At 35.2% G+C, this 25,436-nt stretch carries 25 protein-coding genes; 14 read left to right on the top strand and 11 right to left on the bottom strand.

Annotation, left to right across the window (positions count from 1 at the left end; all coding sequences use genetic code 11):
- Nucleotides 1-186: 186 nt before the first annotated feature.
- From leuC to leuB, 4 genes are all read left to right on the top strand, one after another.
- On the top strand, nt 187-1,581 hold the full coding sequence (gene leuC / locus ACNQGD_RS05840; protein WP_417998628.1) for a 3-isopropylmalate dehydratase large subunit: 1,395 nt from the start codon (nt 187-189) through the stop codon (nt 1,579-1,581).
- 192 nt (nt 1,582-1,773) lie between these two features.
- Complete coding sequence (gene leuD, locus ACNQGD_RS05835) at nt 1,774-2,370, top strand: 3-isopropylmalate dehydratase small subunit (protein WP_282713835.1); 597 nt, start codon at nt 1,774-1,776, stop codon at nt 2,368-2,370.
- 132 nt (nt 2,371-2,502) lie between these two features.
- Entirely contained in the window at nt 2,503-4,029 is a 1,527-nt protein-coding gene (locus ACNQGD_RS05830; RefSeq protein WP_417998627.1) for an alpha-isopropylmalate synthase regulatory domain-containing protein, read from the top strand.
- 33 nt (nt 4,030-4,062) lie between these two features.
- Nucleotides 4,063-5,124 (top strand): 3-isopropylmalate dehydrogenase, encoded by a 1,062-nt coding sequence (gene leuB, locus ACNQGD_RS05825; protein WP_417998626.1) that lies wholly within the window; start codon nt 4,063-4,065, stop codon nt 5,122-5,124.
- Nucleotides 5,125-5,276: 152 nt separating this feature from the next.
- Here the strand turns inward: leuB and ACNQGD_RS05820 are convergent, their stop codons facing one another.
- Nucleotides 5,277-5,639: an RNA recognition motif domain-containing protein gene (locus ACNQGD_RS05820; protein ID WP_099713722.1), complete on the bottom strand. Its 363-nt coding sequence runs from the start codon at nt 5,637-5,639 to the stop codon at nt 5,277-5,279.
- Between the two features lie 152 nt (nt 5,640-5,791).
- The gene (locus tag ACNQGD_RS05815) at nt 5,792-6,277 is read right to left on the bottom strand and encodes a DUF6252 domain-containing protein (RefSeq protein ID WP_417994074.1); all 486 of its coding nucleotides are present in this window, start codon (nt 6,275-6,277) and stop codon (nt 5,792-5,794) included.
- A gap of 199 nt (nt 6,278-6,476) precedes the next feature.
- Between ACNQGD_RS05815 and ACNQGD_RS05810 the strand changes: the two genes are divergently transcribed.
- The 3 genes from ACNQGD_RS05810 to ACNQGD_RS05800 all read left to right on the top strand — a co-directional run bounded on the left by ACNQGD_RS05810 (nt 6,477) and on the right by ACNQGD_RS05800 (nt 8,436).
- Complete coding sequence (locus ACNQGD_RS05810) at nt 6,477-7,037, top strand: 30S ribosomal protein S16 (RefSeq protein WP_417998625.1); 561 nt, start codon at nt 6,477-6,479, stop codon at nt 7,035-7,037.
- A 15-nt stretch (nt 7,038-7,052) separates the two neighbouring features.
- The gene (rimM, locus tag ACNQGD_RS05805; RefSeq protein WP_417998624.1) at nt 7,053-7,577 is read left to right on the top strand and encodes a ribosome maturation factor RimM; all 525 of its coding nucleotides are present in this window, start codon (nt 7,053-7,055) and stop codon (nt 7,575-7,577) included.
- A gap of 151 nt (nt 7,578-7,728) precedes the next feature.
- Nucleotides 7,729-8,436 (top strand): tRNA1(Val) (adenine(37)-N6)-methyltransferase, encoded by a 708-nt coding sequence (locus tag ACNQGD_RS05800; protein ID WP_417998623.1) that lies wholly within the window; start codon nt 7,729-7,731, stop codon nt 8,434-8,436.
- A 56-nt stretch (nt 8,437-8,492) separates the two neighbouring features.
- On the opposite strand, the gene ACNQGD_RS05795 is transcribed toward ACNQGD_RS05800, so the two are convergent.
- Nucleotides 8,493-9,797, bottom strand: coding sequence for a TlpA family protein disulfide reductase (locus tag ACNQGD_RS05795; RefSeq protein ID WP_417998622.1), 1,305 nt, complete (start codon nt 9,795-9,797; stop codon nt 8,493-8,495).
- Nucleotides 9,798-10,120: 323 nt separating this feature from the next.
- Here ACNQGD_RS05795 and ACNQGD_RS05790 point away from each other — a divergent pair, with 323 nt between their 5' ends.
- From ACNQGD_RS05790 to ACNQGD_RS05770, 5 genes are all read left to right on the top strand, one after another.
- The gene (locus tag ACNQGD_RS05790; RefSeq protein WP_417995532.1) at nt 10,121-11,299 is read left to right on the top strand and encodes an acyl-CoA dehydrogenase family protein; all 1,179 of its coding nucleotides are present in this window, start codon (nt 10,121-10,123) and stop codon (nt 11,297-11,299) included.
- A 91-nt stretch (nt 11,300-11,390) separates the two neighbouring features.
- Nucleotides 11,391-12,173 carry a DUF3050 domain-containing protein gene (locus ACNQGD_RS05785; RefSeq protein WP_417995533.1) on the top strand — a complete coding sequence of 261 codons (783 nt, stop codon included), beginning with the start codon at nt 11,391-11,393 and terminating at the stop codon, nt 12,171-12,173.
- A gap of 62 nt (nt 12,174-12,235) precedes the next feature.
- Complete coding sequence (locus ACNQGD_RS05780; protein WP_417998621.1) at nt 12,236-12,490, top strand: hypothetical protein; 255 nt, start codon at nt 12,236-12,238, stop codon at nt 12,488-12,490.
- A 42-nt stretch (nt 12,491-12,532) separates the two neighbouring features.
- On the top strand, nt 12,533-12,973 hold the full coding sequence (locus tag ACNQGD_RS05775) for a GDSL-type esterase/lipase family protein (protein ID WP_417998620.1): 441 nt from the start codon (nt 12,533-12,535) through the stop codon (nt 12,971-12,973).
- Nucleotides 12,974-13,053: 80 nt separating this feature from the next.
- Nucleotides 13,054-13,950 carry a serine/threonine protein phosphatase gene (locus ACNQGD_RS05770; RefSeq protein WP_417998619.1) on the top strand — a complete coding sequence of 299 codons (897 nt, stop codon included), beginning with the start codon at nt 13,054-13,056 and terminating at the stop codon, nt 13,948-13,950.
- A 32-nt stretch (nt 13,951-13,982) separates the two neighbouring features.
- Here the strand turns inward: ACNQGD_RS05770 and ACNQGD_RS05765 are convergent, their stop codons facing one another.
- The 6 genes from ACNQGD_RS05765 to trmB all read right to left on the bottom strand — a co-directional run bounded on the left by ACNQGD_RS05765 (nt 13,983) and on the right by trmB (nt 17,864).
- Nucleotides 13,983-14,300 carry a 2Fe-2S iron-sulfur cluster-binding family protein gene (locus tag ACNQGD_RS05765; protein WP_035668621.1) on the bottom strand — a complete coding sequence of 106 codons (318 nt, stop codon included), beginning with the start codon at nt 14,298-14,300 and terminating at the stop codon, nt 13,983-13,985.
- Nucleotides 14,301-14,513: 213 nt separating this feature from the next.
- Nucleotides 14,514-14,753 (bottom strand): NifU family protein, encoded by a 240-nt coding sequence (locus tag ACNQGD_RS05760; protein WP_073205171.1) that lies wholly within the window; start codon nt 14,751-14,753, stop codon nt 14,514-14,516.
- A gap of 66 nt (nt 14,754-14,819) precedes the next feature.
- Nucleotides 14,820-15,947 (bottom strand): Mrp/NBP35 family ATP-binding protein, encoded by a 1,128-nt coding sequence (locus ACNQGD_RS05755; protein WP_417995537.1) that lies wholly within the window; start codon nt 15,945-15,947, stop codon nt 14,820-14,822.
- A 200-nt stretch (nt 15,948-16,147) separates the two neighbouring features.
- A complete protein-coding gene (locus ACNQGD_RS05750; RefSeq protein ID WP_417998618.1) occupies nt 16,148-16,477 on the bottom strand; it encodes an MGMT family protein in 330 nt (109 codons plus the stop codon).
- Nucleotides 16,478-16,520: 43 nt separating this feature from the next.
- Nucleotides 16,521-17,156: a LysE family transporter gene (locus ACNQGD_RS05745; RefSeq protein WP_417998617.1), complete on the bottom strand. Its 636-nt coding sequence runs from the start codon at nt 17,154-17,156 to the stop codon at nt 16,521-16,523.
- 30 nt (nt 17,157-17,186) lie between these two features.
- Entirely contained in the window at nt 17,187-17,864 is a 678-nt protein-coding gene (gene trmB, locus ACNQGD_RS05740; RefSeq protein WP_417998641.1) for a tRNA (guanosine(46)-N7)-methyltransferase TrmB, read from the bottom strand.
- A 306-nt stretch (nt 17,865-18,170) separates the two neighbouring features.
- On the opposite strand from trmB, the gene ACNQGD_RS05735 reads away from it, so the two are divergent.
- Nucleotides 18,171-19,784 (top strand): L,D-transpeptidase family protein, encoded by a 1,614-nt coding sequence (locus ACNQGD_RS05735; RefSeq protein ID WP_417998616.1) that lies wholly within the window; start codon nt 18,171-18,173, stop codon nt 19,782-19,784.
- Nucleotides 19,785-19,958: 174 nt separating this feature from the next.
- Nucleotides 19,959-22,004, top strand: coding sequence for a M13 family metallopeptidase (locus ACNQGD_RS05730; RefSeq protein ID WP_417998615.1), 2,046 nt, complete (start codon nt 19,959-19,961; stop codon nt 22,002-22,004).
- Nucleotides 22,005-22,088: 84 nt separating this feature from the next.
- Here ACNQGD_RS05730 and ACNQGD_RS05725 read toward each other — a convergent pair whose 3' ends face one another.
- Together ACNQGD_RS05725 and ACNQGD_RS05720 are read right to left on the bottom strand one after the other, a co-directional pair.
- Entirely contained in the window at nt 22,089-22,598 is a 510-nt protein-coding gene (locus tag ACNQGD_RS05725) for a nuclear transport factor 2 family protein (protein WP_417998614.1), read from the bottom strand.
- A gap of 13 nt (nt 22,599-22,611) precedes the next feature.
- Complete coding sequence (locus ACNQGD_RS05720; protein WP_417998613.1) at nt 22,612-25,152, bottom strand: AsmA family protein; 2,541 nt, start codon at nt 25,150-25,152, stop codon at nt 22,612-22,614.
- Nucleotides 25,153-25,436: the final 284 nt, after the last annotated feature.

The following is a 25,436-nucleotide window of genomic DNA, read 5'->3' as shown; positions in this document are numbered from 1 at the left end:
AAAATACATTACAAAAAAAGAAGCTTAAAAGATAAAAATAAGCAAAGAAATACGCTAATATGATTTTGGGTATCGTATATAATGGAATATTGACAAATAAAGACTTGATTGTTTTTTTAGTTTTGCTTTCATTGTTATCATCTTAGCCAACTTGGCTATAAAAAAATACATTAAAAACATATTAAAATGAGTACTACATTATTTGACAAAGTATGGGATTCGCACGTGGTGCGTAAAATTGAAGATGGACCAGACGTGTTTTTTATTGACCGTCATTTCATCCATGAAGTTACTAGTCCTGTAGCTTTTTTAGGTTTAAAAGAAAGAGGAATTTCAGTATTATATCCAGAGCGTACTTTTGCTACTGCGGATCACAACACCCCAACTATAAATCAACATTTACCAGTTCAAGATGCCTTATCTGCCAATCAACTTAAGGCATTAGAAGACAACGCAGCAGAATATGGTATTTCGCATTGGGGATTAGGTCATCAAAAAAATGGAATTGTGCACGTAGTAGGTCCTGAAAACGGAATTACGTTACCAGGCGCAACTATTGTTTGTGGGGATTCTCATACTTCTACGCATGGTGCTTTTGGCGCTATTGCTTTTGGTATCGGAACTTCGGAAGTTGAAATGGTGATGGCGACACAATGTATTATGCAACCGAAACCAAAGAAAATGCGTATCAACGTAAATGGTGAATTGAGCAAAGGTGTGGGTCCAAAAGACGTTGCACTTTATATTATTTCTCAGTTAACCACTTCTGGAGGTACCGGATATTTTGCGGAATATGCTGGAAATGTTTTCGAAAACATGTCTATGGAAGGCCGTATGACCGTTTGTAACTTGAGTATCGAAATGGGGGCTCGTGGTGGTATGATTGCTCCGGATCAAAAAACATTCGACTTCCTTGAAGGACGATTATACGCTCCAAAAGGCGAAGCTTGGACAAAAGCAGTTGAATATTGGAAAACATTAAAAACGGATGCTGATGCAATTTTTGATACCGAATTAAACATCAATGCTGCAGATATCGAACCGATGATTACGTATGGTACGAATCCTGGAATGGGAATTGGTATCTCCAAAAATATTCCTAGTGCTAACCAAGTAGAAGGTGGCGCCGAAACGTATAAAAAATCCTTGGCCTACATGGGCTTTGAAGAAAATGACGTAATGATTGGCAAACCAATTGATTTTGTTTTCTTGGGAAGTTGTACCAATGGTAGAATTGAAGACTTCAGAGCTTTTACAGAAATTGTAAAAGGACGACAAAAAGCAGCTAATGTTACCGCTTGGTTAGTTCCAGGTTCTCACGTAGTGGAAGCTCAAATTAAAGAAGAAGGATTGTTAGACATTCTAACTGAAGCTGGTTTTGTATTGCGTCAGCCCGGTTGTTCAGCTTGTTTGGCCATGAACGATGACAAAGTGCCGGCTGGAAAATATGCAGTAAGTACATCCAACAGAAACTTTGAAGGTCGTCAAGGTCCCGGTTCACGAACCTTATTGGCAAGTCCAATTATGGCTGCTGCTGCTGCAGTTACTGGAAAACTAACAGATCCTAGAGATTTGTTTTAAAAGATTACTGAATGTAGAGTAACGATTTTTGATATCCGATTTCGTTAGTCCATAAATCACAGATGTCTTTTACATCATTTAGTTAACAATATACAATTTTAGATTACACAAAATAATATTAACGTTTACGATTCCATTTTCCTCACGGCAAATCTAAAATCAGCAATCGCTAATCATAAATCATAAATCACAATGGCATACGATAAATTTAATATCCTTACCAGTAGCGCAGTGCCGTTACCTATAGAAAATGTAGATACCGATCAAATCATTCCAGCACGTTTCTTGAAAGCGACCGAACGTGTTGGTTTTGGAGACAATCTTTTCAGAGACTGGAGATACAATGGAGATGGTACTCCAAAAGCAGATTTCGTATTGAATGACGCAACTTACAGTGGAAAAATATTAGTAGGCGGAAAAAACTTTGGTTCGGGTTCTTCAAGAGAGCACGCAGCTTGGGCTGTTTACGATTATGGATTCCGTGCCGTTGTTTCTAGTTTCTTTGCAGACATCTTCAAAGGAAATTGCTTAAATATTGGTGTTTTGCCAGTACAAGTGAGTCCAGAATTTGCCGAAACTATTTTTAAGGCTATCGAAGCTGATCCAAAAACAGAATTGGAAATCAATCTTCCGGAACAAACCATTACATTAAAAGCAACTGGCCAAAAAGAATCTTTTGATATCTCTGGATATAAAAAAGACAATATGGTTAACGGTTTTGATGATATTGATTATTTGCAAAACATCAAAGAAGAAATTGTTGGGTTTGCCAATAAACTACCTTACTAGAAACAATAAAAATACAGTTATCTCAAGCTCAATAGTATTGTTAAGCTAGATAACTGCTTTACTTTTTTATAAAACTCAACGACAAGATTTCGAATTACCGAAGTCAAAACCACTTTTAGCATCAAATTTATAATGAAAAAAAGAAAAATTGAAATAATGGATACGACACTCCGTGATGGTGAACAAACCTCAGGAGTATCATTTTCTGCTGCAGAAAAACTAACCATTGCGCAATTGTTGCTGGAAGAATTAAATATTGATAGAATCGAAATTGCTTCAGCACGTGTAAGCGAAGGAGAGTTTCAGGGTGTAAAAGGGATTATGACTTGGGCGAATGAGAAAGAATACTGTAACCGAATCGAAGTTTTAACCTTTGTAGATGGTGGACTTTCAATAGATTGGATGAAAAAAACGGGAGCTAAAGTTCAGAATTTACTAACCAAAGGATCACTCAATCATTTAACACATCAATTAAAAAAAACACCCGAACAACATTTTACCGAGATTGCACAAACAATAGCATTAGCTAAAGAAAACAATATTGAAACGAATGTTTATCTGGAAGACTGGAGTAACGGAATGCGCAATTCACCTGAATATGTCTTTCAATATTTAGATTTTTTGACCAAGCAACCGATAAAAAGAGTCTTACTACCGGACACTTTAGGCGTTTTGATTCCTTCCGAAACTTTTGAATTTATTTCGAAAATTATAGTACGATACCCAGATACCCATTTTGATTTTCATGCCCATAATGACTATGATTTAAGCATCGCAAATGTAATGGAAGCGGTAAAAGCAGGAATCCAAGGACTTCACGTAACCGTAAACGGAATGGGAGAACGCGCCGGAAATGCACCACTTGAAAGCACAGTTGCTGTAATTAATGACTTTTTTCCACAAATAGAAATCGGTGTAAAAGAATCATCATTATACTCCGTAAGTAAATTAGTAGAGACTTTTACGGGTTATAGAATTCCTGCCAACAAGCCTATTGTTGGCGACAATGTGTTTACACAGACTGCCGGTATTCATGCTGATGGTGATAACAAAAACAACTTATATTTTAATGATTTACTTCCGGAACGTTTTGGAAGAAAACGAAAATATGCCTTAGGAAAAACGTCCGGAAAAGCCAATATCGAAAAAAACCTTCAAGAATTAGGATTAAAATTAAATCCCGAAGACTTAAAATTAGTCACCCAACGCATCATTGAACTAGGCGACAAAAAAGAAACTGTCACTAAGGAAGACCTGCCTTATATTATCTCAGATGTTTTAGACAGTCAAACCTATCAGGAAAAAATTATTGTTGAGTCCTACATATTATCTCATGCAAAAGGCATGCGTCCATCGACCACTTTATCTCTAAAAATAGATGGGGAAGTCATTGAAGAGCATGCACAAGGTGACGGGCAATTTGATGCTTTTATGAATGCATTGGCAAAAATATATAAAAGCAAAAATTTAGAATTACCTAAATTAATCGATTATGCCGTGCGAATTCCTCCAGGAAGTAGTTCTGATGCTTTATGCGAAACCATAATTACCTGGACAAATAACGGCAAAGAATTCAAAACCAGAGGACTGGATTCAGACCAAACCGTTGCCGCAATTATAGCAACCCAGAAAATGTTGAATGTGGTTGCAGTCCAATAATAAATAGAAATATATTAATATAAAATAGACCTAATGAAATTTAACATAGCCCTTTTAGCCGGAGACGGAATTGGACCCGAAGTAATCAATGAAGCTGTAAAAGTTTCGGATGCTATTGCAAAAAAATTCAACCATGAAATCACTTGGACACCTGCACTTACTGGAGCTTGCGCCATTGATGCCGTGGGAGTTCCTTATCCTGACGAAACCCATGAAATTTGCATGGCAGCTGATGCTGTTTTGTTTGGAGCCATTGGACATCCAAAATACGATAATGATCCAAGCGCACCAATTCGTCCAGAACAAGGTTTATTGTTGATGCGAAAAAAATTAGGTTTGTTTGCCAATGTGCGTCCAACCTTCACATTTCCATCTTTGATTGACAATTCTCCTTTGAAGAGAGAACGTATCGAAGGAACAGATTTGATCTTTTTAAGAGAACTTACCGGAGGAATTTATTTTGGAGAAAAAGGAAGGAAAGACGATGGCGAAACAGCTTATGACACGTGTACTTACACTAGAGCAGAAGTACAACGTTTAGCCAAGAAAGGTTTTGAATTGGCGATGACCCGAACTAAAAAACTATGTTGTGTGGACAAAGCAAACGTAATGGAAACTTCCCGCTTGTGGAGAGAAACCGTACAGGCAATGGAAAAAGATTATCCTGAAGTAACTGTAAGCTATGAATTTGTTGATGCTGTAGCAATGCGTTTAGTACAATGGCCAAATTCGTATGACGTTTTGATTACAGAAAACTTATTTGGTGATATTTTAACGGATGAAGCTTCCGTGATATCAGGCTCTATGGGACTAATGCCATCAGCATCTGTAGGAGAACACACTTCATTGTACGAACCTATTCACGGATCGTATCCACAAGCTACAGGATTAAATATTGCGAATCCATTAGCAACTGTTTTATCTGCTGCGATGATGTTTGAAGATTCTTTTGGATTAAAAGAAGAAGCAGAAGCGATTAGAGCAGTCGTTAACAAATCATTGGAACAAGGAATTGTAACAGAGGATTTAGCTGGAAAAGATGCAAAAGCGTATAAAACTAGTGAAGTTGGAGATTGGTTAGTTGCTAATCTATAAAGTTTCTTTTGTTTATAAATTGAGTAATAGCTAAGATTACAACCTGAAAAAACAACACTCACTTTTAGCTTTTACTCAACTTTAAACAAAATAATAAACAACAAAAAAGGTGTCAATAAATTGACACCTTTTTTTATAGCTAGAAAAAAATATTAATATCCTCCTCTGTTTCCACCACCACGGTTGTCTCCACCACGGCTGTTTCCACCACCATAACCACCGCGTGAATCTCCACCACGACTGTTATTGTTAAAACTTCTTCTTTCACCTTCTGGTTTAGGCTCAGATTTGTTTACTACGATTGCACGTCCTTGAACAGTAGCTCCGTTCAATTCGTCAATTGCTTTTTGAGCTTCGTCATCATTTGGCATCTCAACAAAACCAAATCCTTTACTTCTTCCAGTAAATTTATCAGTAATTATTTTAACTGAATCAACTGCTCCATAAGCCTCGAAAGACTCTCTTAAATCTGCTTCCTCAATACTGAATGGAAGGCTTCCAACAAAAATATTCATATGTACTTATTTAAATAATAGAACAAATGTACTATTATTTTTCTCTAATCTACTATATATTAGCTTATTTATGATTTTATTTTAAAAAAAGAAGGAAAAGCACATCCTAAAGCAAATGCTTAAAGTCTTTTAGGAAACTAAATCCCCGCAAACTATTGAGCCAGAGAGCTAACTACAGGAACTTTGTAAAAAACTCCATGTTGAAAATTAACAGTAGGACTGGCTAAGGAGTTACTATTAGTATTTTTAGCACTAAACTTAAAAGTACCAGTGATGGTATTATTAATCGCATCATATTTCGTTATCACAATTTGCCCTTCTCCTATACCAAAGCCTGTAGAAAAAGTAACCAAACCATTGGTAGCGTCCGTTACTGTGTAAATCGCTTTTTTGGACTCACTGGTTCCTAAAAAATACGTTTGAGCTGTAGTAGCAGTAGTTTTCAAGGATAAAGTCTCATTTGCTGTAAAAGATTCTATAAGCAAAGACCCATTAGGACTTAATGTTGCTCTGGATTGCACCCCTCTCCAAAATACATTATCTTTCATACCTTGAAGTGAGGGATTATTAAAACTAATATCTTCTTCACAAGAGACTAAAGAAAAAAGTACGACAATAAACAAAAAATATTTTTTCATAAATGCATCTTTTAGAGAAACAAAAGTATGACATTAGACCTGAAAAAAATAAAATTGTACTATAAATAAGAACAATAGTCATACCTAAAACGTTACCATTCATTAAAATACCAATCAAATTAGCATTTAACGATAAAAAATGTATCTTTGCACCCTTAATTAATCGAGGTCGAGAACCTCAAAATTTAATCAAAAGATTATGTCAGTAAAAATTAGATTACAAAGACACGGTAAAAAACAAAAACCTTTTTACTGGGTTGTAGCTGCAGATGCACGCTCAAAAAGAGATGGTAAATACCTAGAAAAAATTGGTACTTACAATCCAAACACGAACCCAGCAACTATCGAATTAAACCTTGATAGCGCAGTAAAATGGTTGCACAATGGTGCTCAACCAACTGATACCGCAAAAGCAATTCTTTCTTACAAAGGAGCTTTATTGAAACATCACCTTGATGGTGGTATCCGTAAAGGTGCTTTAACACAAGAACAAGCTGACGAAAAATTAGCTGCTTGGTTAGAAGCAAAATCTGGAAAAGTTGATGCTAAAAAAGAAGGTTTGACAAAAGCGCAAGCTGATGTTAAAGCTAAAGCTTTCAAAGCAGAACAAGATGTTAATGCTAAACGTTTAGCCGCAGCTGCTCAAGCAGAAGCTGATGCTATCGCTGCTGCAACTCCTGCTGTTGAAGAAGAAGTTGCTGAAGTTGAAGCTGAAGAAGCTCCCGCTGCAGAAGAAAATAACGAAACAACTGAAGCATAATTTTAGAAGGCGAACATGCGTAAAGAAGATTGTTTCTACTTAGGTAAAATCGCTAAAAAATTTAGTTTCAAAGGGGAAGTTCTTGCCTATTTAGACACGGATGAACCTGAGTTATACGAAAACTTGGAATCAGTGTTTGTTGAATGCAACAAACACTTGGTTCCTTTTTTTATTGAAAGTAGCTCCTTGCACAAAAACGACTTTCTTAGAATTCGTTTTGAAGATATGAATACCGAAGAAGATGCCGATGCCATTATAGGAAACGCCATTTATCTTCCCTTAAATATGTTGCCAAAACTTACCGGCAATAAATTCTACTTCCACGAAGTAGTTGGTTTCGAAGTGGAAGACAAACGCCTTGGTGTAGTTGGAAAAATTCAATCCATAAATGACACTACTGCCCAACCTCTTTTTGAAGTTTTAAACGGTGATGTTGAAATCCTCATTCCTATGATTGACCATTTCCTTGTAAAAATCGACAGGGTAAACAAAAAAGTCATCATGGATTTACCCGAAGGACTTATCGAAATGTACCTTTAGAAAAGTCTAATCGGTTATTTGTTTATTCGGTTAATCGATAAAATCAAAGACTTCATTAGACGACACTATTTATTGAAATCCAGTAAATCCGCATTTACAAAAAATCCGAAATCAAAAATCGTTAATCTACAATCTGAAATCAAAATTTCCCATGTTTAATTTCAAACAATTTTCAATAGAACAAGATCGTTGTGCAATGAAAATTGGAACCGACGGCGTTTTACTTGGCGCTTGGACACCCATTGAAAACAACCCATTCAGCATTTTAGATATTGGAGCCGGAACAGGCATAATCGCCTTGATGCTGGCACAAAGAAGCAACGCAGAACAAATTGATGCTTTAGAAATAGACGAAGAAGCATACGAACAATCTGTTGATAATTTTGAAAACTCTCCCTGGAGTAATCGCTTATTTTGTTTTCATGCCGGTTTAGACGAATTTGTAGAAGAACCAGAAGACGAGTACGATTTAATTGTTTCCAATCCTCCCTTTTATACCGATGACTACAAATCCGGGAATGAAGAACGGGATTTAGCTCGTTTTGCTGACGCCATGCCTTTTGAAGATTTGGTTGAAGCGGCTGCTTTATTACTTTCTGAAAACGGAATATTCTCAGTAGTCATTCCTTTTAAAGAAGAAGAAAATTTCTTGGCTTTAGCCAAAGATTATCAATTATATCCTTTGAAAATCACTCGCGTAAAAGGAACTCCAACTACAGAAATTAAACGCAGTTTATTGGCTTTAAGCCGAAATGAAAATACCAGTATAACAATTGATGAATTAATTATCGAAACTTCAAGACACCAATACACCCCAGAATATATAGAAATGACAAAGGATTTTTATATAAAAATGTAAGTGTCATAAAAGCGAACAATGAAAGATTCTAAATAAATGTAACACCAAAACGCAAATTATTTCTCAATTATTTTAGTAATCAACTCTAAGGAAATCTTATCTCCAGCACCAACAAATTTAATTTCACCTTTTTTATCTAGCAAAATGATTGTTGGATAAGCCTTTATATTTAGTTGCATTATAAAATTATCACTAGTGTTTAATTTCATAAAAGCTTGTTGCCATTTGACATTATTTTTTATAACATATTCTAATACTTTTTCATTCGATTTATCAACAGCAATGCCAAGAATACTAATTTTTTTTTCGTTTATATTATAAAATTCTTTAATTTGTGGATTAAATTTGACACAAGGTCCGCACCAAGTGCCCCAAAATTCTAACAGTAAAAAATCTTTATTTTTTAAAACATCTTTAAGGATAAAATTATTGTTATCTAAACCTGTAAAAGAATAATGTAATGATATTTTATTCTCAATTACAAATCGTTTCACAGCCTCTTTTTTGATTGGATTTAGATACAAAGAATCCATTTTTAACTGTCTTTTAATGGTGTAATTTGAATTATTAATAGTAATTGTATCTTTGAAGGAATATTTATACTGATTATTAAAAACAAAATCTGCTGAAAAATTAGTGTTTTTATCTTTAACATAGAATTGACTTTTAACATGAAAATCAGAAAAATAAAATTCATAACCATCTACTTTACCTACCCAAGCATCTACGAATTTAATAAAGGATAAATAAGAAACATCTTCTTTACTAATCTTTTGGGATATTGCATTCTCTCTATCAGGTAATAAAATAAACTTTCTTTCAAAATTTTTAATTTGATTATTTTCAAAATACTCAAATTTATAAACTGAAGGTAAATAACTATTCACCAAAACCTCCTCCTCGTCAGCATTTTGATTTATTTCATATTCATATTTAATTTCATCTCTAAAATCCTTATTCTTATTGGTATCTGCAATTAGTATTTGTTTATTCTTTTTAAACCCTATTAGTATAATTAGTTCTTGATCAATTTTCTTTTGCGATAAGGTTAGCGTATCTATTTTTAATTTTCTAAAATATTCAAGCGCTCTTTTCTTTTCGATTTTATTATTTTTAAACAGATCGAAAGTATTTTGAACATAATCAATTGCCACGAAATGAAACCTTAAGGAATCTAACAGAGGGATCCCTATGAAATTATCAGTATAGGACAAAGGTCTTAAATCCGACTCATACTGATTTAAGTTAAAGGTGTTAGCATCACTTGTTAACTTTAATTTTATTTGCTTTGTTTGAGAAATTGAGACTTGTGCTAACAAACCAAATAGAATTAATGTAATTCGCTTTAAGATCATATCCATGTTTAAGGGCAACTTTTTAGTTAATGAAATACAATGATTTAATTCTAATCATTAGCAAATTAGGTATCAATTACAGAATTTTACCAATATACAAACCTACAAATTTATGATTATCTAAATAACAAATAATTTTATTACAAGAAGTAAAAAACTTGTTTTTATCACAATTCCCAAAATTTCATAGTTTCCTATTTAATTGAACCTTTAGTCGTACTTTAGACACTCGAATTCATTACGAATCGAATTCGTAAAAATATAACATTTGTTAATGCTTTTGTTATATTTCTTTATGTAAATTTGCATCACATAAAAATTAACTAACCATGAGACCAGACTTATTTCAAGCTCCAGATTATTATAACTTAGACGATTTACTAACCGAAGAACACAAACTAGTGCGCGAATCTGCCCGGGCATGGGTAAAACGTGAAGTATCTCCTATTATAGAAGAATATGCTCAAAAGGCGGAATTCCCAAAACAAATCATAAAAGGTTTGGGCGAAATTGGTGGTTTTGGCCCTTATATTCCAGAAGAATACGGTGGTGCCGGTTTAGACCAAATATCGTATGGTTTAATCATGCAGGAAATTGAACGTGGCGATTCTGGCGTTCGTTCCACTTCATCCGTACAATCCTCTTTAGTGATGTATCCAATTTGGAAATACGGAAATGAAGAACAACGCGTAAAATACTTACCTAAGTTAGCTACAGGAGAATACATGGGATGTTTTGGATTAACGGAACCTAACTATGGTTCAGATCCTGGAAGCATGATTACGAACTTTAAAGATATGGGCGACCACTATTTATTAAATGGTGCCAAAATGTGGATTTCAAATGCACCTTTTGCTGATATTGCTATTGTTTGGGCAAAAGATGAAGAAGGAAGAATTCACGGTTTAATCGTAGAACGCGGAATGGAAGGTTTTACAACTCCGGAAACACACAACAAATGGTCGCTTCGTGCCTCTTCAACAGGAGAATTGATTTTTGACAATGTCAAAGTACCAAAAGAAAACTTATTACCCAATAAATCTGGATTGGGAGCACCGCTTGGCTGTCTTGATTCAGCACGTTACGGAATTGCCTGGGGCGCTATTGGCGCAGCCATGGACTGTTACGACACGGCACTGCGCTATGCAAAAGAAAGAATCCAGTTTGATAAACCGATTGCAGGAACTCAATTGCAACAAAAAAAATTAGCCGAAATGATTACTGAAATCACCAAAGCTCAATTATTGACTTGGAGATTAGGCGTTTTGAGAAATGAAGGCAAAGCAACAACTGCCCAAATCTCAATGGCCAAAAGAAATAATGTGGATATGGCCATTCATATTGCCCGCGAAGCCAGACAAATGCTAGGTGGAATGGGAATTACAGGAGAGTATTCCATTATGCGTCACATGATGAATCTTGAATCCGTAATTACGTATGAAGGAACACATGACATCCATTTGTTAATTACCGGAATGGATATCACTGGAATTCCAGCTTTTAAATAGTAATCAAAAACTATTAAAGTATTTATAAAATTGATTGAAAAGGCTTCTTGGAAACAAGAAGCTTTTTTATATTTACATAAAAATACCACTTATGAATATTGAAACAATCAACAATAGCATTCAGTCCCAAAAAGAACTATTGTTACAACATTCTTTATATAAAAAAGTAAAAACAATTGAGGACTTACAGTCCTTCCTTGAAAATCACGTATATGCAGTTTGGGATTTTATGTCATTGTTAAAAGCATTACAGTCCAAATTAACATGCACCACAACTCCTTGGTTCGCTACAGAAAATCCTGAAACCAGGTATTTGATAAACGAAATAGTCCTCGCTGAAGAATCTGATTTGACAATGGATGGCCGTCGCCAAAGTCATTATGAAATGTATATTGAAGCAATGGAAGCTTGTGGAGCAAATACCGCTGGAATAGAACATTTTTTATCCGAAGTAGACTCGCTCAAAAACATATTTGTTGCCATTAAAACCAGTAATCTGCACCCCAATATCAAAGCTTTTTTAGACTTTACTTTCAGAGTTATTGAAGAAGGGAAATCCCATGAAATCGCAGCAGCTTTCACTTTTGGAAGAGAAGACTTGATTCCAAGCATGTTCACTGAAATTCTGAAAAATTTTCAAGCAAATCTCCCTGAAACGGATTTGAGTAAACTCCTTTATTATTTTGAAAGACATATCGAATTGGATGCTGACGAACACGGACCAATGGCCATGAAAATGATTACAGAACTTTGTGGAACTGATGATCAAAAATGGTCGGATGTAGAAGAAATTTCAATTTTAGCCTTAGAGAAGCGCATCGGACTTTGGGATGCTATCGAAGAAACAATTATGATGAATGTAGCATTGGCTTAAACCCATACTTCCGAATAAACGCAACTATTATTTAGAAATGAATTATATCAAATTTCAAAATAATGAAAAAACAATTCCAAGTAATCGTTGCGTTATTTTTACTGCTTTTTATGGCGAGTTGTTGTACTGAAAGCCCAATTCCTGAAACACCTCCCACTACAATAGTTACAGTTCCGCAAACACATGCCAAATCCTATAGTTATTTAGCCCTTGGAGACAGCTACACTATCGGACAGAGCGTATGTGAAACCTGCAGATTCCCCGCACAAGTATCCAAAAGCTTAGGCAATTGGAATGTGACCAATACTTATTCTTAGAAAATTATTGCACAAACCGGCTAGACTACCTCCAACTTGATTTTGGCAATAAACACACAGAATCCAACTTCTAATTATGATTTAGTCACGTTATTAATTGGTGTAAACAATCAATATCAAAATAAGCCTTTTTCGTTGTATGAAAAAGAATTCCCTGAATTAGTGACCAAAGCTATCGCTCTTGCAAAAGGGGATAAAACAAATGTAATTGTGGTTTCTATTCCAGATTACGCTTATACTCCTTTTGGTCAAGCATCGGGAAACCAAAAAATAATTTCTACAGCAATAGATCAGTATAATGCTTTTGCAAAAAAATATTACGATGATAATGCGATAGTATTTATAAACACAACAGGCATCACCAGACAAGGCTTAACAAACAAAAACCTTGTTGCTCAAGACGGATTACATCCTTCTGAACTAGCGTATTCTTTATTTATAGAGCAAATTTTATCAAAAGCAGCAAAAGCTATAAACAATTAAAAACAATCCCGTAAAAGAAGTATCAATAGAAAAATAGCTTTCTTGGCTATTTTTTTTATCTTTATTTTTAAAATAAATAAATGTCTTCCCAAGAACGATTAACAAGAGCTTACAAAGAAGCTAAAAGAATTCCTTTTGACAATCAATCAAAATTTATCCTTTTTAGTGACTGCCACAGAAGTGACAACAGTTTTGCTGATGATTTTGCAAGCAATCGAAACGTCTATTTTCATGCAATGACTCAATATTATAACGATGGCTTTACGTATTGTGAGTTGGGTGACGGAGATGAATTATGGGAGAATATTTTTTTTAAAACTATTTTTGAAGCACACAAAAACGTCTATCTTTTACTAAAGAAATTTCATGATTCCAATAGGTACCATAAAATCTGGGGTAATCACGAAATGACTTTTCGGGATAAAGATCACGTAGAAAAAACGCTTACTACGTATACAAACACACAAAACGACAGAATTGAGCCTCTATTTACCGGCATAAAATGCCACGAAGCCATCGTATTAGTCCATGAGCAAACCAAGCAAGAATTATTTCTAACCCACGGTCACCAAGCCGATTTCATGAATTATGTGGGTTGGAAAATCAATAGGTTTATGGTGCGCATTTTATGGAAACCGTTACAAATTTGGGGGATATCAGATCCCACAAGCCCCGCTAAAAATTATGTAGAACGGATAAAAATCGAACTGCGCATCAAAAAATGGATTGAGAACAACAATCGGAAAATTACTATTGTGGGCCATACGCATCGTCCTAGTTTTTCGTACCCTAGTCAAAACACGACCCCCTACTTCAATGACGGAAGTTGTGTACATCCTAGAAGTATCACCGGAATTGAAATTGTAAATGGAACGATAACACTTATAAAATGGTTTATCGACACAAAGGAGAATGGCATTCTGCAGGTTGTAAGAGAAGTTCTTGAAGGCCCAACCAATCTAAAAGATTACAGCTAAAAAAAGCGTTTGCCGAGGCAAACGCTTTTTTATTAATTTTCAGGAGCTAGCTCCAGTTCTAATCCTTCGAGGCTTTCCGTGATTGGGATTTGGCAACCCAAACGACTGTTTGATTTTACGTAGAATGCTTCTGAAAGCATCGCCTCTTCATCATCTCCCATTTCCGGTAATGCAACATCATTCAGAACATAACATTGACAAGAAGCGCACATGGCCATTCCGCCACAAGTTCCTTCTACAGGAAGTTCATAGGCTTTACACAATTCCATAATATTCATGGCCATATCTGTAGGAGCCTGTAATTCATGCACTACTCCTTCTCTGTCTTTAATTTTTATTAATACATCCATAAATCAGTTGTGAGTTATAAGTTATGAGTTGTGGGTTTGCAAATTTGCGTGAGATTTGAGATTAAGAGGAGGACAGCCAGTGCCATCTAGTACTTTTAGAATAAAAAAACTACCTCCTATAGCTAACTCTCAAAAAAAAAACGCTTTTAAGAAAAAAGGCAACTACCCATTATTTGGGTAGCTTTTTTTCTTAAAAGGGGCACGCCCAAAAATTTATAGAATATTTACAACAGTTTCTATTTGTGGTGCAAACTTTTTAATGGTGGTTTCTACACCGGCTCTTAGTGTCATTTGGTTTACACTGCAACTAGTGCAAGCGCCTTCGAGTCGCACTTTTACGTGTTTGTCGTCCTCGATGGATATAAGAGTAATATCGCCACCGTCAGAGTTCAAAAAAGGTCTAATTTCTTCGAGTGCTTTTTGTACTTCTATTGTTAATTCTTCTGTTGTCATATTCTTTATTTAAAGATTGAAAGATTAAAAAATTGAAAGATTAAAAATCATTTAACTTTCTAAATTCTATTTTTTTACTGGGGAACAACCGGCCATGGTTGTGATTTTAACAGCCTCAGTCGCAGGTAAACTTTCGTTTCTGCTTATTACTTCGCGTACTACGTTTCTGGTGATTTCTTCGAAAACAGTTTCTATAATTGAACCAGTTTGCATCGCTGCCGGACGACCGTAATCTCCTGCTTCGCGAATGGATTGCACGATTGGCACTTCGCCAAGAAATGGAACTTCTAAATCTTCAGCAAGATTTCTGGCTCCTTCTTTTCCAAAGATGTAATATTTATTTTCAGGCAATTCTTCAGGTGTGAAGTACGCCATGTTTTCAATAATTCCTAAAACAGGAACATTTATCGCTTCTGACATGAACATAGAAACTCCTTTTTTGGCATCGGCCAAAGCTACTGCTTGTGGCGTGCTTACTATTACAACACCTGTGATAGGTAATGATTGTACGATTGAAAGGTGAATGTCTCCTGTTCCTGGTGGCAAATCGACTAACATGAAATCCAACTCTCCCCAGTCTGCATCAAAAATCATTTGGTTCAACGCTTTTGAAGCCATTGGTCCTCTCCAGATTACCGCTTGACTTGGTGCTGTAAAAAATCCAATCGAAAGAATTTTTACTTCGTAGCTTTCAACGGGTTTCATTTTTGATTTCCCATCGACTGTTACAGAAACTGGTTTTTCATTTTCTACATCAAACATGATTGGCATAGACGGTCCGTAAATATCGGCATCAAGGATTCCTACTGAAAAACCCATTTTAGCTAGTGACACCGCTAAATTTGCAGTTACAGTAGATTTTCCTACTCCACCTTTACCAGATGCTACACCTATGATATTTTTTATTCCTGGTATTGATTTCCCTTTAATTTCTGGTTTGTCCGGAACCTCAACTTTACTATTGATTTTGATTTTAGCATCCGGAGATACTAATTCAAGAATTGTTTTTTTGATATCGTCTTCAGCACGTTTTTTAATGTGCATCGCCGGTGTGTGCAATACTAAATCTACTACAACCTCATCGCCAAAAGTAATTACGTTTGCTATTGCGCCACTTTCAACCATATTTTTTCCTTCTCCAGCTATAGTAATCGTTTCTAAAGCTTTAAGAATGTCTTTTCTGTCTAATTTCATTTTTAGTTTACTGTTTTCTATTGGCATTTTAGTGCCCGAATATTATCTTTATTTAAACTGACTTCAGATTACAAAGATACTATGAAAAGTTCTTATTATAAAGAATTTGCATTGCATTTATTGATGAAGAAATTGAGGGCGCTTATTAGCGAAAATACCGCTTTTGACCATAAAAAGCTGATGCATTGAACTTTTACAGACTACTCAATCCTAACTTCCGGTTGCCAAAAATGTTTTTCGAAATCCATAATTTGGTTCTCAACGACTGTTAAACCTTCGTTCTCCAATAATTGCTGCATGAGATTCGTTCCGTCAAAATGAAGTTTCCCGGTGAGCAATCCTTTTCTATTGACCACACGGTGTGCTGGAACATCTTCAAGATTATGAGAAGCATTCATTGCCCAACCCACCATTCGAGCAGAACGAGCAGTTCCTAAAGCCTTTGCTATAGCGCCATAAGAAGTGACTTTTCCATAAGGGATTTGTCTGGCGATGGTGTACACACGTTCAAAAAAGTTGTCGTTTGACATATTTATAAAATCAGATAAAACAGTATTTTTATGCTGTTCAAAACTACCTCAAATAATATCGAATAATATTAATTAAAGTGATTAATGCGATCAATCCTGTTATACTGCCTATGATGGTATTCATATTTCTCATCATATAATCCGTTTTATTCTCTATTTTCTGGAAGAAAGTGATGTATAAATAAAAAACTAAAAAAGATCCCAATACCACACCGGTCACAAAAATAAAAACATGGGAAATATCAAACACAAACAAATTATAAGAAGCCAAAGTGACACTTACAAAAACATAATATGGAATGGGAAAAAAATTAAGTGCAGAAAGCAACATCCCAAGAAAAAAACGAGTAGAAGTGCTCTTCTTTTTGATTTTCCCTTTCTTCGCTTTTGGCTTTTTGGCAATCAGCAAGAAATAAATGGTTAATACTGAAAATATAGCAAATCCCACTTCCCGCAGTAAAACAATTACATCAGGCCTACCTTCAATGTACCTTGCAAACAATATTGCTAAGGTCGCTTGGGAAAAAATTACAATTACCGCTCCTAAAACAAACCAATAAGCGCTAATCTTTCCTTCTTTCAGATTCACTTTGGCGGCTGTCATATTGATCAATCCCGGAGGCGTAATCCCTACAAAAGCTGTAACGAAGCCCAAAAACAAGGAAGTAATTAAATTCATAGTCAAGATACAAGGATCAAAGAAACAAAATTATTCTTTAATTTTAAATCGAATATACGTAATTGCTTTGTTAATTTCCAAATATTGTTTTTCATAAAAAGTTTGAAATGCGGTCACTTCCTCCGGACTTCCCTCATTTACATACACATTATGATTGGCATATAAAACTTCGTGTCCTTCACCGTGCAACAACCCAAGAGTGTACCCGTGCATGAACTCACTATCGGTTTTTAAGTTTACGACACCGTCTTTTTTAAGAATTTTTTTATACAATTGCAAAAACTCCGAATTCGTCATTCTGTGTTTTGTGCGTTTGTATTTAATTTGTGGATCCGGGAAAGTAATCCAGATTTCGTCCACTTCATTTTCAGCAAAAATGTGGTTGATTAATTCAATTTGAGTTCTGATAAAAGCAACATTATGCAATCCAGTATCAACAGCAGTTTTGGCACCACGCCAGAAACGCGCTCCTTTAATATCAATTCCTACAAAATTTTTATTTGGATATCTTTCGGCAAGACCTACTGAATATTCTCCTTTTCCACAGCCTAATTCCAGCACTAATGGATTTTCGTTTTTGAAGAATTCCGAATTCCATTTGCCTCTAAGCGGAAATAAATCTCCTACTACTTCTTCTCTCGTTGGTTGAAAAACGTTATCGAATGTTTCGTTTTCCTTGAACCTTTTTAATTTATTTTTGCTTCCCACTTTTTCAGAATATTTCGGCAAAATTAAGGAAATATATAAGACCGAACGGCTTGCTGGAGAAAAAATGAAGAAAATCATTCCGAAAACCATCACAGTTGCAAAATTATTTTTTCGCTTGGTCTGTATTTATAAGAAAGTCTTCCATAAGCACTGTTGTTTTTTCATTATTCCCTTAATTTAACCGAAGCAAATAAACTCATAAAACTAACACAACACACTCTAAATAAGTATTTTAAAATAAACCGCGTTGTTAATTCACTTTTTACCAAGAATATATTTCTTTACCTTTATATAAATAATTATGCCATGAGAAAATATTTTTTATCCATAGCAGTAATATTATTTGGCTTTTCGCTTGTCACTGTTTACCACAACAGAAATGAAAATCAGACAGCTAAAATGATTGCTTTTGCCCTGCACTTCTTTCAAAAATCGACTGCCGATAAGCCCATAGACTCCATTGATCGAGACAATATTATCCGCTTTTTTAAAAAATATCCCAATTTAAAAAAATACCAGTCGGACGTTACTGCTTTGTACAAAAAACGGAATTACACCACCATTTGGTTTGATAAAAAAGGGCTCATTGAATTTGCCAATTTGTTATACTCCAAAGTAAATCAACTGGAAGAAGAAGGTTTAAAATCCCAAATCGCATATAAAGAAAAAATTGATGCTGTTTTTAATGATACTAATTCAAATGATTTACCCCAAGCTGAAACAGAACTGATACTCTCTTCCATGTATGTTTTTTATGCTAAAAAAGTATACCGAGGAATTGATACTGAAAAAATAGAAGAAATGGGATGGTTTTTACCCCGAAAGAATCTGTCCTATGAAAATCTTTTAGACTCTTTATTAATTGATCCCAAACTACTAAATAAAAACGAAAAACAACTATTTGGGCAATATTACAAACTGCGCGAAGTTTTAAAAAAATACCGCCAAATAGAGAAAAATGGGGACTGGAATCCCATAGCAATAGATTCTTTGGAAAAAATATTCAAACCAAAAGACAGCTCTAAAACCATTGGACAAATAAGACAGCGACTTGCCGTTACGGGAGATTTAAAGCAGGACTCAAAAAGCAATGTGTACGATGCCGAATTAATGGAAGGCATCTTGAATTATAAAAAAAGAAATGGCTACAAAATAGATTATCTCATTGCAGCCAAGCACATTCAACGCATGAATATTCCCATCGAGAAATACATTAAAACCATAATAGCAAACATGGAGCGTTGCCGATGGATTAACCCAAAGCTTACTACAGCAGACGAACACATCATTATAAACATTCCTTCCTATAAACTCTTTTATAAAAAAGATGGTGTAAATATATTAGAATCAAAAATACTTGTAGGGAAAAACATGACCGAAACAGTCGTTCTCAGTAGCAGTATAACTAAAATAGTGTTTAGCCCTTATTGGAACATTCCAAAAAGCATCCTTGAAAATGAATTAAAGGATTTAATGACTTTAAACGAAGACTATATGACTATCCATAATATCGAATGGAACAATGGGAATCCCAGACAAAAACCCGGCCCCAGAAACTCTTTGGGACTGGTTAAATTTGTCTTTCCAAACTCTGATGCTATTTATTTGCACGATACGCCGTCTAAAGATTTGTTTCAATACGAGTACCGGGCGTACAGTCACGGCTGCATTAATATTGAAAAAGCGAAAGATTTGGCTCTTTTGATTTTAAAAGACGATCCGGATTGGCCAATCGAACGCATCAATGAGGCCATGAAAGGCGAAAAAGAAACAGTTTACATCCTGAAAAAGAAAATTCCAATTCACATTGGTTATTTTACCGCTTGGGTAAATGATTCGGGAGAAATTAATTTTTACAACGACATTTATATCAGAGACGAGCGTTTAGCTGAACTACTTTTCTCCGATGATTCTAAATAAATTTATTGTTTAGACTGCATCGTTTCATCATTCTATTTTACTCCTATTCAAATGAGGAAAACCAGGGATTGAAGTCTCCTAGTTGAAAATATTTTTGTTTTAAGTGTTTAATAATCAATTTATTATAAAATAATGACTTTTTTTTAATTACATTTATATTCTAAAATCCAACTTATGAAATCAAAACCATACCCAATTAAAACACAACTTGTGTTGGTATCTTCTATTTTGTTATTAGGTGCTTTTAACACTTCCGAAAAATCAGACTTGCTCCTTTCCGGGATAAACAAGGAAAACATGGATACATCTGCTAAACCAGGTGATAATTTTGACACTTATGTCAACGGAACCTGGAAAAAAAACACTAAGATACCAGATGACAAAGCCTCTTACGGTGTTGGATATATGGTTCATGAAAAAGCACAAGAAGATGTAAAAGCGATTATCGAGGCTTCCGCCAAAGGTGATTTTGCAACAGATTCTGATGAACAAAAAATCGGAGACTTTTATGAAGCCTACATGGACACTAAAATGCGAGATCAAAAAGGAATTACACTCTTACTTCCAGAATACAAAAAAATTGATGCAATAAAAAACTATACTGATCTGGCTGCTTATTTTGGATATGCGAATAAATCCGGAAGCAACATTCCTTTTTCCGTTTCGGTAATGGAAGATTTAAAAGATCCAACCCAATACATGCTTATTTCTTGGCAAGGTGGTTTAGGATTACCCGATAGAGAATATTACTCCCTTGAAGATGCGAAATCTAAAGAAATTCAAAAAAAATATGTAACCCATATCGAGAAGATGTTACAACTTGGCGGAATAGCCAATGCACCTGATTTATCTAAAAAAATCATGGCATTAGAAACTGTTTTGGCTGCCCAACACATGAAAAAAGAACAAACCCGTGACATTGTAAAACTGTACAACAAATATGCTATTAAAGATTTGAACCAACTTATGCCTGATTTTAATTGGGCTAGCATGTTACAGAACGCCGGAATCCTGAACCAACAAAACATCGTCGTTGCACAAGTTGATTATATCAAATCGCTCAACACAATCATAAAAACAACACCTTTAACCACTTGGAAAGCCTACCTGAAATGGAATACCATTCATGGAGCCGCAAGATCATTGAACACCGCTTTAGACAATGAAAACTTTGACTTCTATGGCAAAACCCTTAACGGAATCCAAGTACAACAACCGTTATGGAGAAGAGGTGTTGACAGAGTAAACAATAGCCTTGGTGAAATCGTTGGAAAGGTTTATGTAAAAAAACACTTCTCTCCTGAAGCCAAAGAAGAAGTAACACTTCTAGTTAAAAACCTGCTAAAAGCCTACGGAGAAAGCATAAAAAATCTGGACTGGATGAGTCCGGAAACCAAAAAACAAGCGTTGGACAAACTCTCTAAATTCACTCCAAAAATTGGTTATCCTGACAAATGGAGAGATTATTCTGCATTGAAAGTCGTAAAAGGCGATTTATATGGAAACCAACAAAAGGCCACTGCCTTTGAATACAACAGACAAATTAACAAATTGGGAAAACCTGTTGACAGAACCGAATGGGGAATGACTCCACAAACCGTAAACGCATATTACAATCCTCCACTTAATGAAATCGTATTTCCTGCTGCCATATTACAACCCCCTTTCTTTGATATAAAAGTGGAAGGTGCTGCAAACTATGGCGGAATTGGCGCAGTAATTGGCCATGAAATAGGCCATGGTTTTGATGACCAAGGAAGCACTTTTGATGGTAACGGCGTGCTGCGCAATTGGTGGACGCCTGAAGATTTAACCGCTTTCAAACAAAAAACAGGCGCATTAGTTGCACAGTACAATACGTTCAAAGTATTTCCTGACCTCAATGTGAATGGAGAATTTACCCAAGGGGAAAACATAGGGGATTTAGGCGGATTATCCATTGCCCTAAAAGCCTATAAAATGAGCCTGAAAGGAAAAGAATCGCCGGTTTTAGAAGGTTTCTCCGGGGAACAACGCGTATTACTAAGCTGGGGACAATGCTGGCTAAATAAATCTCGTGACCAAGCTTTACGAAATCAAATCGCTACCGACCCACATTCGCCAGCAAAATTCAGAATTAATGGTGTAGTACGCAACATTCCTGAATTTTATACCGCTTTTAACATCCAACCTAGCGATTCACTGTATTTGGCTCCAGAGAAAAGAGTCAAAATCTGGTAATCATGAATCTATACCTAATAAAAAACCTCTGCTTAACAGAGGTTTTTTATGCAAAAAGCAATCCTACCAGAAATGCAAATAAATTTATTGTTTCGATTTTAATGTTTTTATCATAGCATCTTCCAGAGAAGCTTTAGCTTTTATAACTTCATTTGAATTTTCATTTGGAATCGTCATTGACAAAACGTAGTGTTTTATTTTCCACTCCTTGCCTATTTTTAACAAAACACCTGAACCACGACAAATTTTCATTTGGGTATTCAATAATTCGTCAAACCAAGCTATTTTACCCGTTTCATCAAAATAAATATGGCGTTCCAAAGCGGTAAAACTCCATGCTTTCCCTTTATCAAAATGCGGTTTTGCATACGCCTGAAACGCTGTTTTATTCCAATTCTCAGTCGCATCGGTACCAATAAAAACAGCATCATCAGCCATTAAAGCGAAATAGGCATTATAATTAGCTTCTGCCGCAGCTTTATGCCAGGCATCAAGTGTGGAATTAATGTTTGATTTTGAAACTGTTTGATTCTCCATCATGCTTTTGCATCCGGATAAAGTAAGAACGATAAGAATAGCCAGCATTTTTTTCATTTGATTTAGGTCTTTATTCGTGGTTTTTATTCCATCTTATTTTTATTTTCCCATCTACATCAACAGCCAGTAAATGCAATACAATTCCTTTATTGCGCTTTTCGGCTCTTTCTATTTTATCGGTGATAAACTCATCTTTTTTTGGATTTCTCAGCGGAATTGTTATCGCCAAATTTGTCCCTCTGTTAAACGAATATACGCCATTTACATCTAAATTTAAAACGTTGGAACTCACTTTCAAATCATTTACATATACTAAATCGCCATTGATTTTAAAGTTTCCTGATAAATCCCTAAACACGATGTTGTCAACATCTCTAAAAGGAAAAGCGAACTTACCAATATTTTTAATAGGTTCAAAATCGACCAACGCGCCTTGACTCACATCAAATTTTGCAGCACCAGAAAGTGAATTTGTTTTTAATTGTCCTCCAGAAAGCAGTGTTCCATTTACTGATGCCGAAGCGGTCAGAAACCCTTTTATATTTTTAGGAGTAAAAGACTGAATCCCAAAATTGTTCAACGAAGTCAGGAAACGGGCAATATCTACCCGATTTATTTTTGCATTGGATTCCAAAAGGAAGTTCTCGCCATTAGGAGCCAATTTTCCGTCAAAAGAAATCGTTCCACCAGAACTCTGCACCCGACCATTTTTTACGATTAACTGGTTATTGACCAATAAAATCGTGGCTTTAGCATTAGTCGCCTCTAGTTTACTATAGACCATTTTATCCGCTTTAAGATGCAAAACCACTTGGCATTTATCAATTACGGAATATAATTCCTCTGAAAAATCATCTTTTTTACGCTGCTTTTTTGGGGATTTCTGACCTGAACGAGTAATGACCCCTACAAACTGCTTGACATCCAGAAAAGGGGTGTAAATATCCCAATTCACAATCATTTTTTCAGGATTTTCATAATACAAGGTCAGGAAATTATCAATCTTTCCCTCCATAAAAACCGCGTTGCGACGGTCTTTAAAATTAATTTTTTTTATCAAAAGCGCTTCTTCCGTAAAATCAAGCTGAATGTCTGTTTTAACGAAAGTTAAATTCCGCGGACCATAATTTACCGTTGCATCTTTAACGGCTACATTTCCTGTGAACAACGGTTTTTGTATTTTTAAATCCAAAATATCAAATTTAAATTCCAGATTCACTTTGGCTCGACCTTCAGAAAAATGAATAAAATTCTTAGTAACTATCTCATTCAATCGGGACACATTAAAATCTGATTTAAAACTTCCTGCTGCAGTTGTTTTCTCAAAATTGGAAATAATTCCGATTGGGATTGTAAAAGGAATCGTTTTGTATTTCCCCGAAAGATTCGTTAAGGTAATCGTAGAATTAACATCATTACAGCCAGCGTTTTTTTCATAATGGTTGGTGAAACTGGCTTCAAAACTACAGTCCGAAATGATTCCGTCCGGTATCTTGAGTTCATTATTTTTTATTTTTGTAGTCACCACAATTTCCGGATCGCCCAAGGCATTCATGTCGCCAATAATCGTACAGCCCACACCTATTGGCTTTTTCAAGTCAAATTGATTGACTCGGTCGCTGATATTAGCACTCAACAATGCGGAAGCGTCTTTCCATAAAATAGTTGTGGTAATGGCAATATCAAAAGGCGACTTGTTTTTGTCCAAACTAAAATGTGCGTTAATATCAAAACGTTCTTTCCCTATTTCGAGATTCTCGGTTGCAACACTAATCTGGTTTTTCTGGTTCGAAAAATCAACTGTCAAAACGCCTTCCACGATTTTATCCTTAATAAAACTCCCTCTTTGGGTATTGAAAGCCATATTTTTGGCAAGCGTTTTCAGATACAGTTTCGTGTGCCAATTGTCATCATCGAAATCTATTTTACTGCGTAAAGCAAGTACATCAAAATCGAATAACTTATTTCCCAATTGATTTTCGGAGATGAAATGTACTCGGTCTAAAACAATTTCATTGATGGAGGAAGTGGTCGAGCTTTTTGATTTTGCGCCTTTGGGTTGGGGTCTGAAAATAGCGGTATTGACGATTCCATTCTTTCCTTTAAACAGATGCAAAGTAGCTTGCTGAATTTCGATTTTGTCAATATTAATCTCATTTGAAAGCAAGTCCAAAAGATCGATACGGATCTCAATTTGTTCCGCTTTCAGCAACGTACGCTTGTGAACGGCCCACAAACTGTCTTTCAATTCTACTTGGCTTAACGCCAAAGTCATATTAGGAAATCCCTTTAAAAATTTATATCTGATATCGCCAATATCGATTGTACCTGAACTATTTTCGTTGATTTTAGCATTGATTTGGGTTATAATTTCCGCTTTGTTATTATTAAAATAAAGTGCCAAAACCACAGAAGATAGTAGAAAAAACGCAACTACTCCCACAAAGAAAAAACCAATTCTTTTGATTGTTTTCCTGAAACCCGCTGTTTTAAAATATGCTTTTGCGCCCTGCCAAAATTGATTCATGCGTACTTCTTTACTGTTTAAGATACAAGGTAGCATAAAAACTGGTTCACCTGCTGATTTGAAACTACAAATTACGATTCGCATTCTCGTATTTCAGTTTGAGTAAAGTACGTTTTTATTATTAAAAATTTTGAAATTCTTACACGCTACAACACGCTCAAAAGAAAGTTACTTTACTCTACATTAACACCTTACTCTACTAAAATAAAGGATAAAAAACAGTAAAATAGTTACATAAACTAGTACTATTATTTTCATAATTTTTGGATTTTTGAAAATTTATTGGACACTAAAAATTTATTTAAAAGACAAAAATAAATTCATAACTAATTAATTAACAAATACTTATATGTTGTTATTTTTTTACT

This window comes from Flavobacterium glucosi (assembly GCF_048286535.1).
GTDB lineage: Bacteria > Bacteroidota > Bacteroidia > Flavobacteriales > Flavobacteriaceae > Flavobacterium.
This window is presented reverse-complemented; position numbering and strand designations above follow the sequence as displayed.

What these genes read in the sequence shown, in the direction of transcription:
- ACNQGD_RS05785 (WP_417995533.1), top strand. Translation starts at nt 11,391, where the DNA reads ATGAATATTGAAACAATCAACAATAGCATTCAGTCCCAAAAAGAACTA.
- ACNQGD_RS05800 (WP_417998623.1), top strand. Translation starts at nt 7,729, where the DNA reads ATGTTTAATTTCAAACAATTTTCAATAGAACAAGATCGTTGTGCAATG.
- ACNQGD_RS05830 (WP_417998627.1), top strand. Translation starts at nt 2,503, where the DNA reads ATGAAAAAAAGAAAAATTGAAATAATGGATACGACACTCCGTGATGGT.
- ACNQGD_RS05725 (WP_417998614.1), bottom strand. Translation starts at nt 22,598, where the DNA reads ATGAAAAAAATGCTGGCTATTCTTATCGTTCTTACTTTATCCGGATGC.
- ACNQGD_RS05810 (WP_417998625.1), top strand. Translation starts at nt 6,477, where the DNA reads ATGTCAGTAAAAATTAGATTACAAAGACACGGTAAAAAACAAAAACCT.
- ACNQGD_RS05730 (WP_417998615.1), top strand. Translation starts at nt 19,959, where the DNA reads ATGAAATCAAAACCATACCCAATTAAAACACAACTTGTGTTGGTATCT.
- ACNQGD_RS05790 (WP_417995532.1), top strand. Translation starts at nt 10,121, where the DNA reads ATGAGACCAGACTTATTTCAAGCTCCAGATTATTATAACTTAGACGAT.
- ACNQGD_RS05720 (WP_417998613.1), bottom strand. Translation starts at nt 25,152, where the DNA reads ATGCGAATCGTAATTTGTAGTTTCAAATCAGCAGGTGAACCAGTTTTT.
- rimM (WP_417998624.1), top strand. Translation starts at nt 7,053, where the DNA reads ATGCGTAAAGAAGATTGTTTCTACTTAGGTAAAATCGCTAAAAAATTT.
- ACNQGD_RS05820 (WP_099713722.1), bottom strand. Translation starts at nt 5,639, where the DNA reads ATGAATATTTTTGTTGGAAGCCTTCCATTCAGTATTGAGGAAGCAGAT.
- ACNQGD_RS05750 (WP_417998618.1), bottom strand. Translation starts at nt 16,477, where the DNA reads ATGTCAAACGACAACTTTTTTGAACGTGTGTACACCATCGCCAGACAA.
- ACNQGD_RS05760 (WP_073205171.1), bottom strand. Translation starts at nt 14,753, where the DNA reads ATGACAACAGAAGAATTAACAATAGAAGTACAAAAAGCACTCGAAGAA.
- ACNQGD_RS05780 (WP_417998621.1), top strand. Translation starts at nt 12,236, where the DNA reads ATGAAAAAACAATTCCAAGTAATCGTTGCGTTATTTTTACTGCTTTTT.
- ACNQGD_RS05755 (WP_417995537.1), bottom strand. Translation starts at nt 15,947, where the DNA reads ATGAAATTAGACAGAAAAGACATTCTTAAAGCTTTAGAAACGATTACT.
- leuD (WP_282713835.1), top strand. Translation starts at nt 1,774, where the DNA reads ATGGCATACGATAAATTTAATATCCTTACCAGTAGCGCAGTGCCGTTA.
- ACNQGD_RS05765 (WP_035668621.1), bottom strand. Translation starts at nt 14,300, where the DNA reads ATGGATGTATTAATAAAAATTAAAGACAGAGAAGGAGTAGTGCATGAA.
- ACNQGD_RS05735 (WP_417998616.1), top strand. Translation starts at nt 18,171, where the DNA reads ATGAGAAAATATTTTTTATCCATAGCAGTAATATTATTTGGCTTTTCG.
- leuB (WP_417998626.1), top strand. Translation starts at nt 4,063, where the DNA reads ATGAAATTTAACATAGCCCTTTTAGCCGGAGACGGAATTGGACCCGAA.
- ACNQGD_RS05770 (WP_417998619.1), top strand. Translation starts at nt 13,054, where the DNA reads ATGTCTTCCCAAGAACGATTAACAAGAGCTTACAAAGAAGCTAAAAGA.
- ACNQGD_RS05795 (WP_417998622.1), bottom strand. Translation starts at nt 9,797, where the DNA reads ATGGATATGATCTTAAAGCGAATTACATTAATTCTATTTGGTTTGTTA.
- leuC (WP_417998628.1), top strand. Translation starts at nt 187, where the DNA reads ATGAGTACTACATTATTTGACAAAGTATGGGATTCGCACGTGGTGCGT.
- ACNQGD_RS05815 (WP_417994074.1), bottom strand. Translation starts at nt 6,277, where the DNA reads ATGAAAAAATATTTTTTGTTTATTGTCGTACTTTTTTCTTTAGTCTCT.
- ACNQGD_RS05745 (WP_417998617.1), bottom strand. Translation starts at nt 17,156, where the DNA reads ATGAATTTAATTACTTCCTTGTTTTTGGGCTTCGTTACAGCTTTTGTA.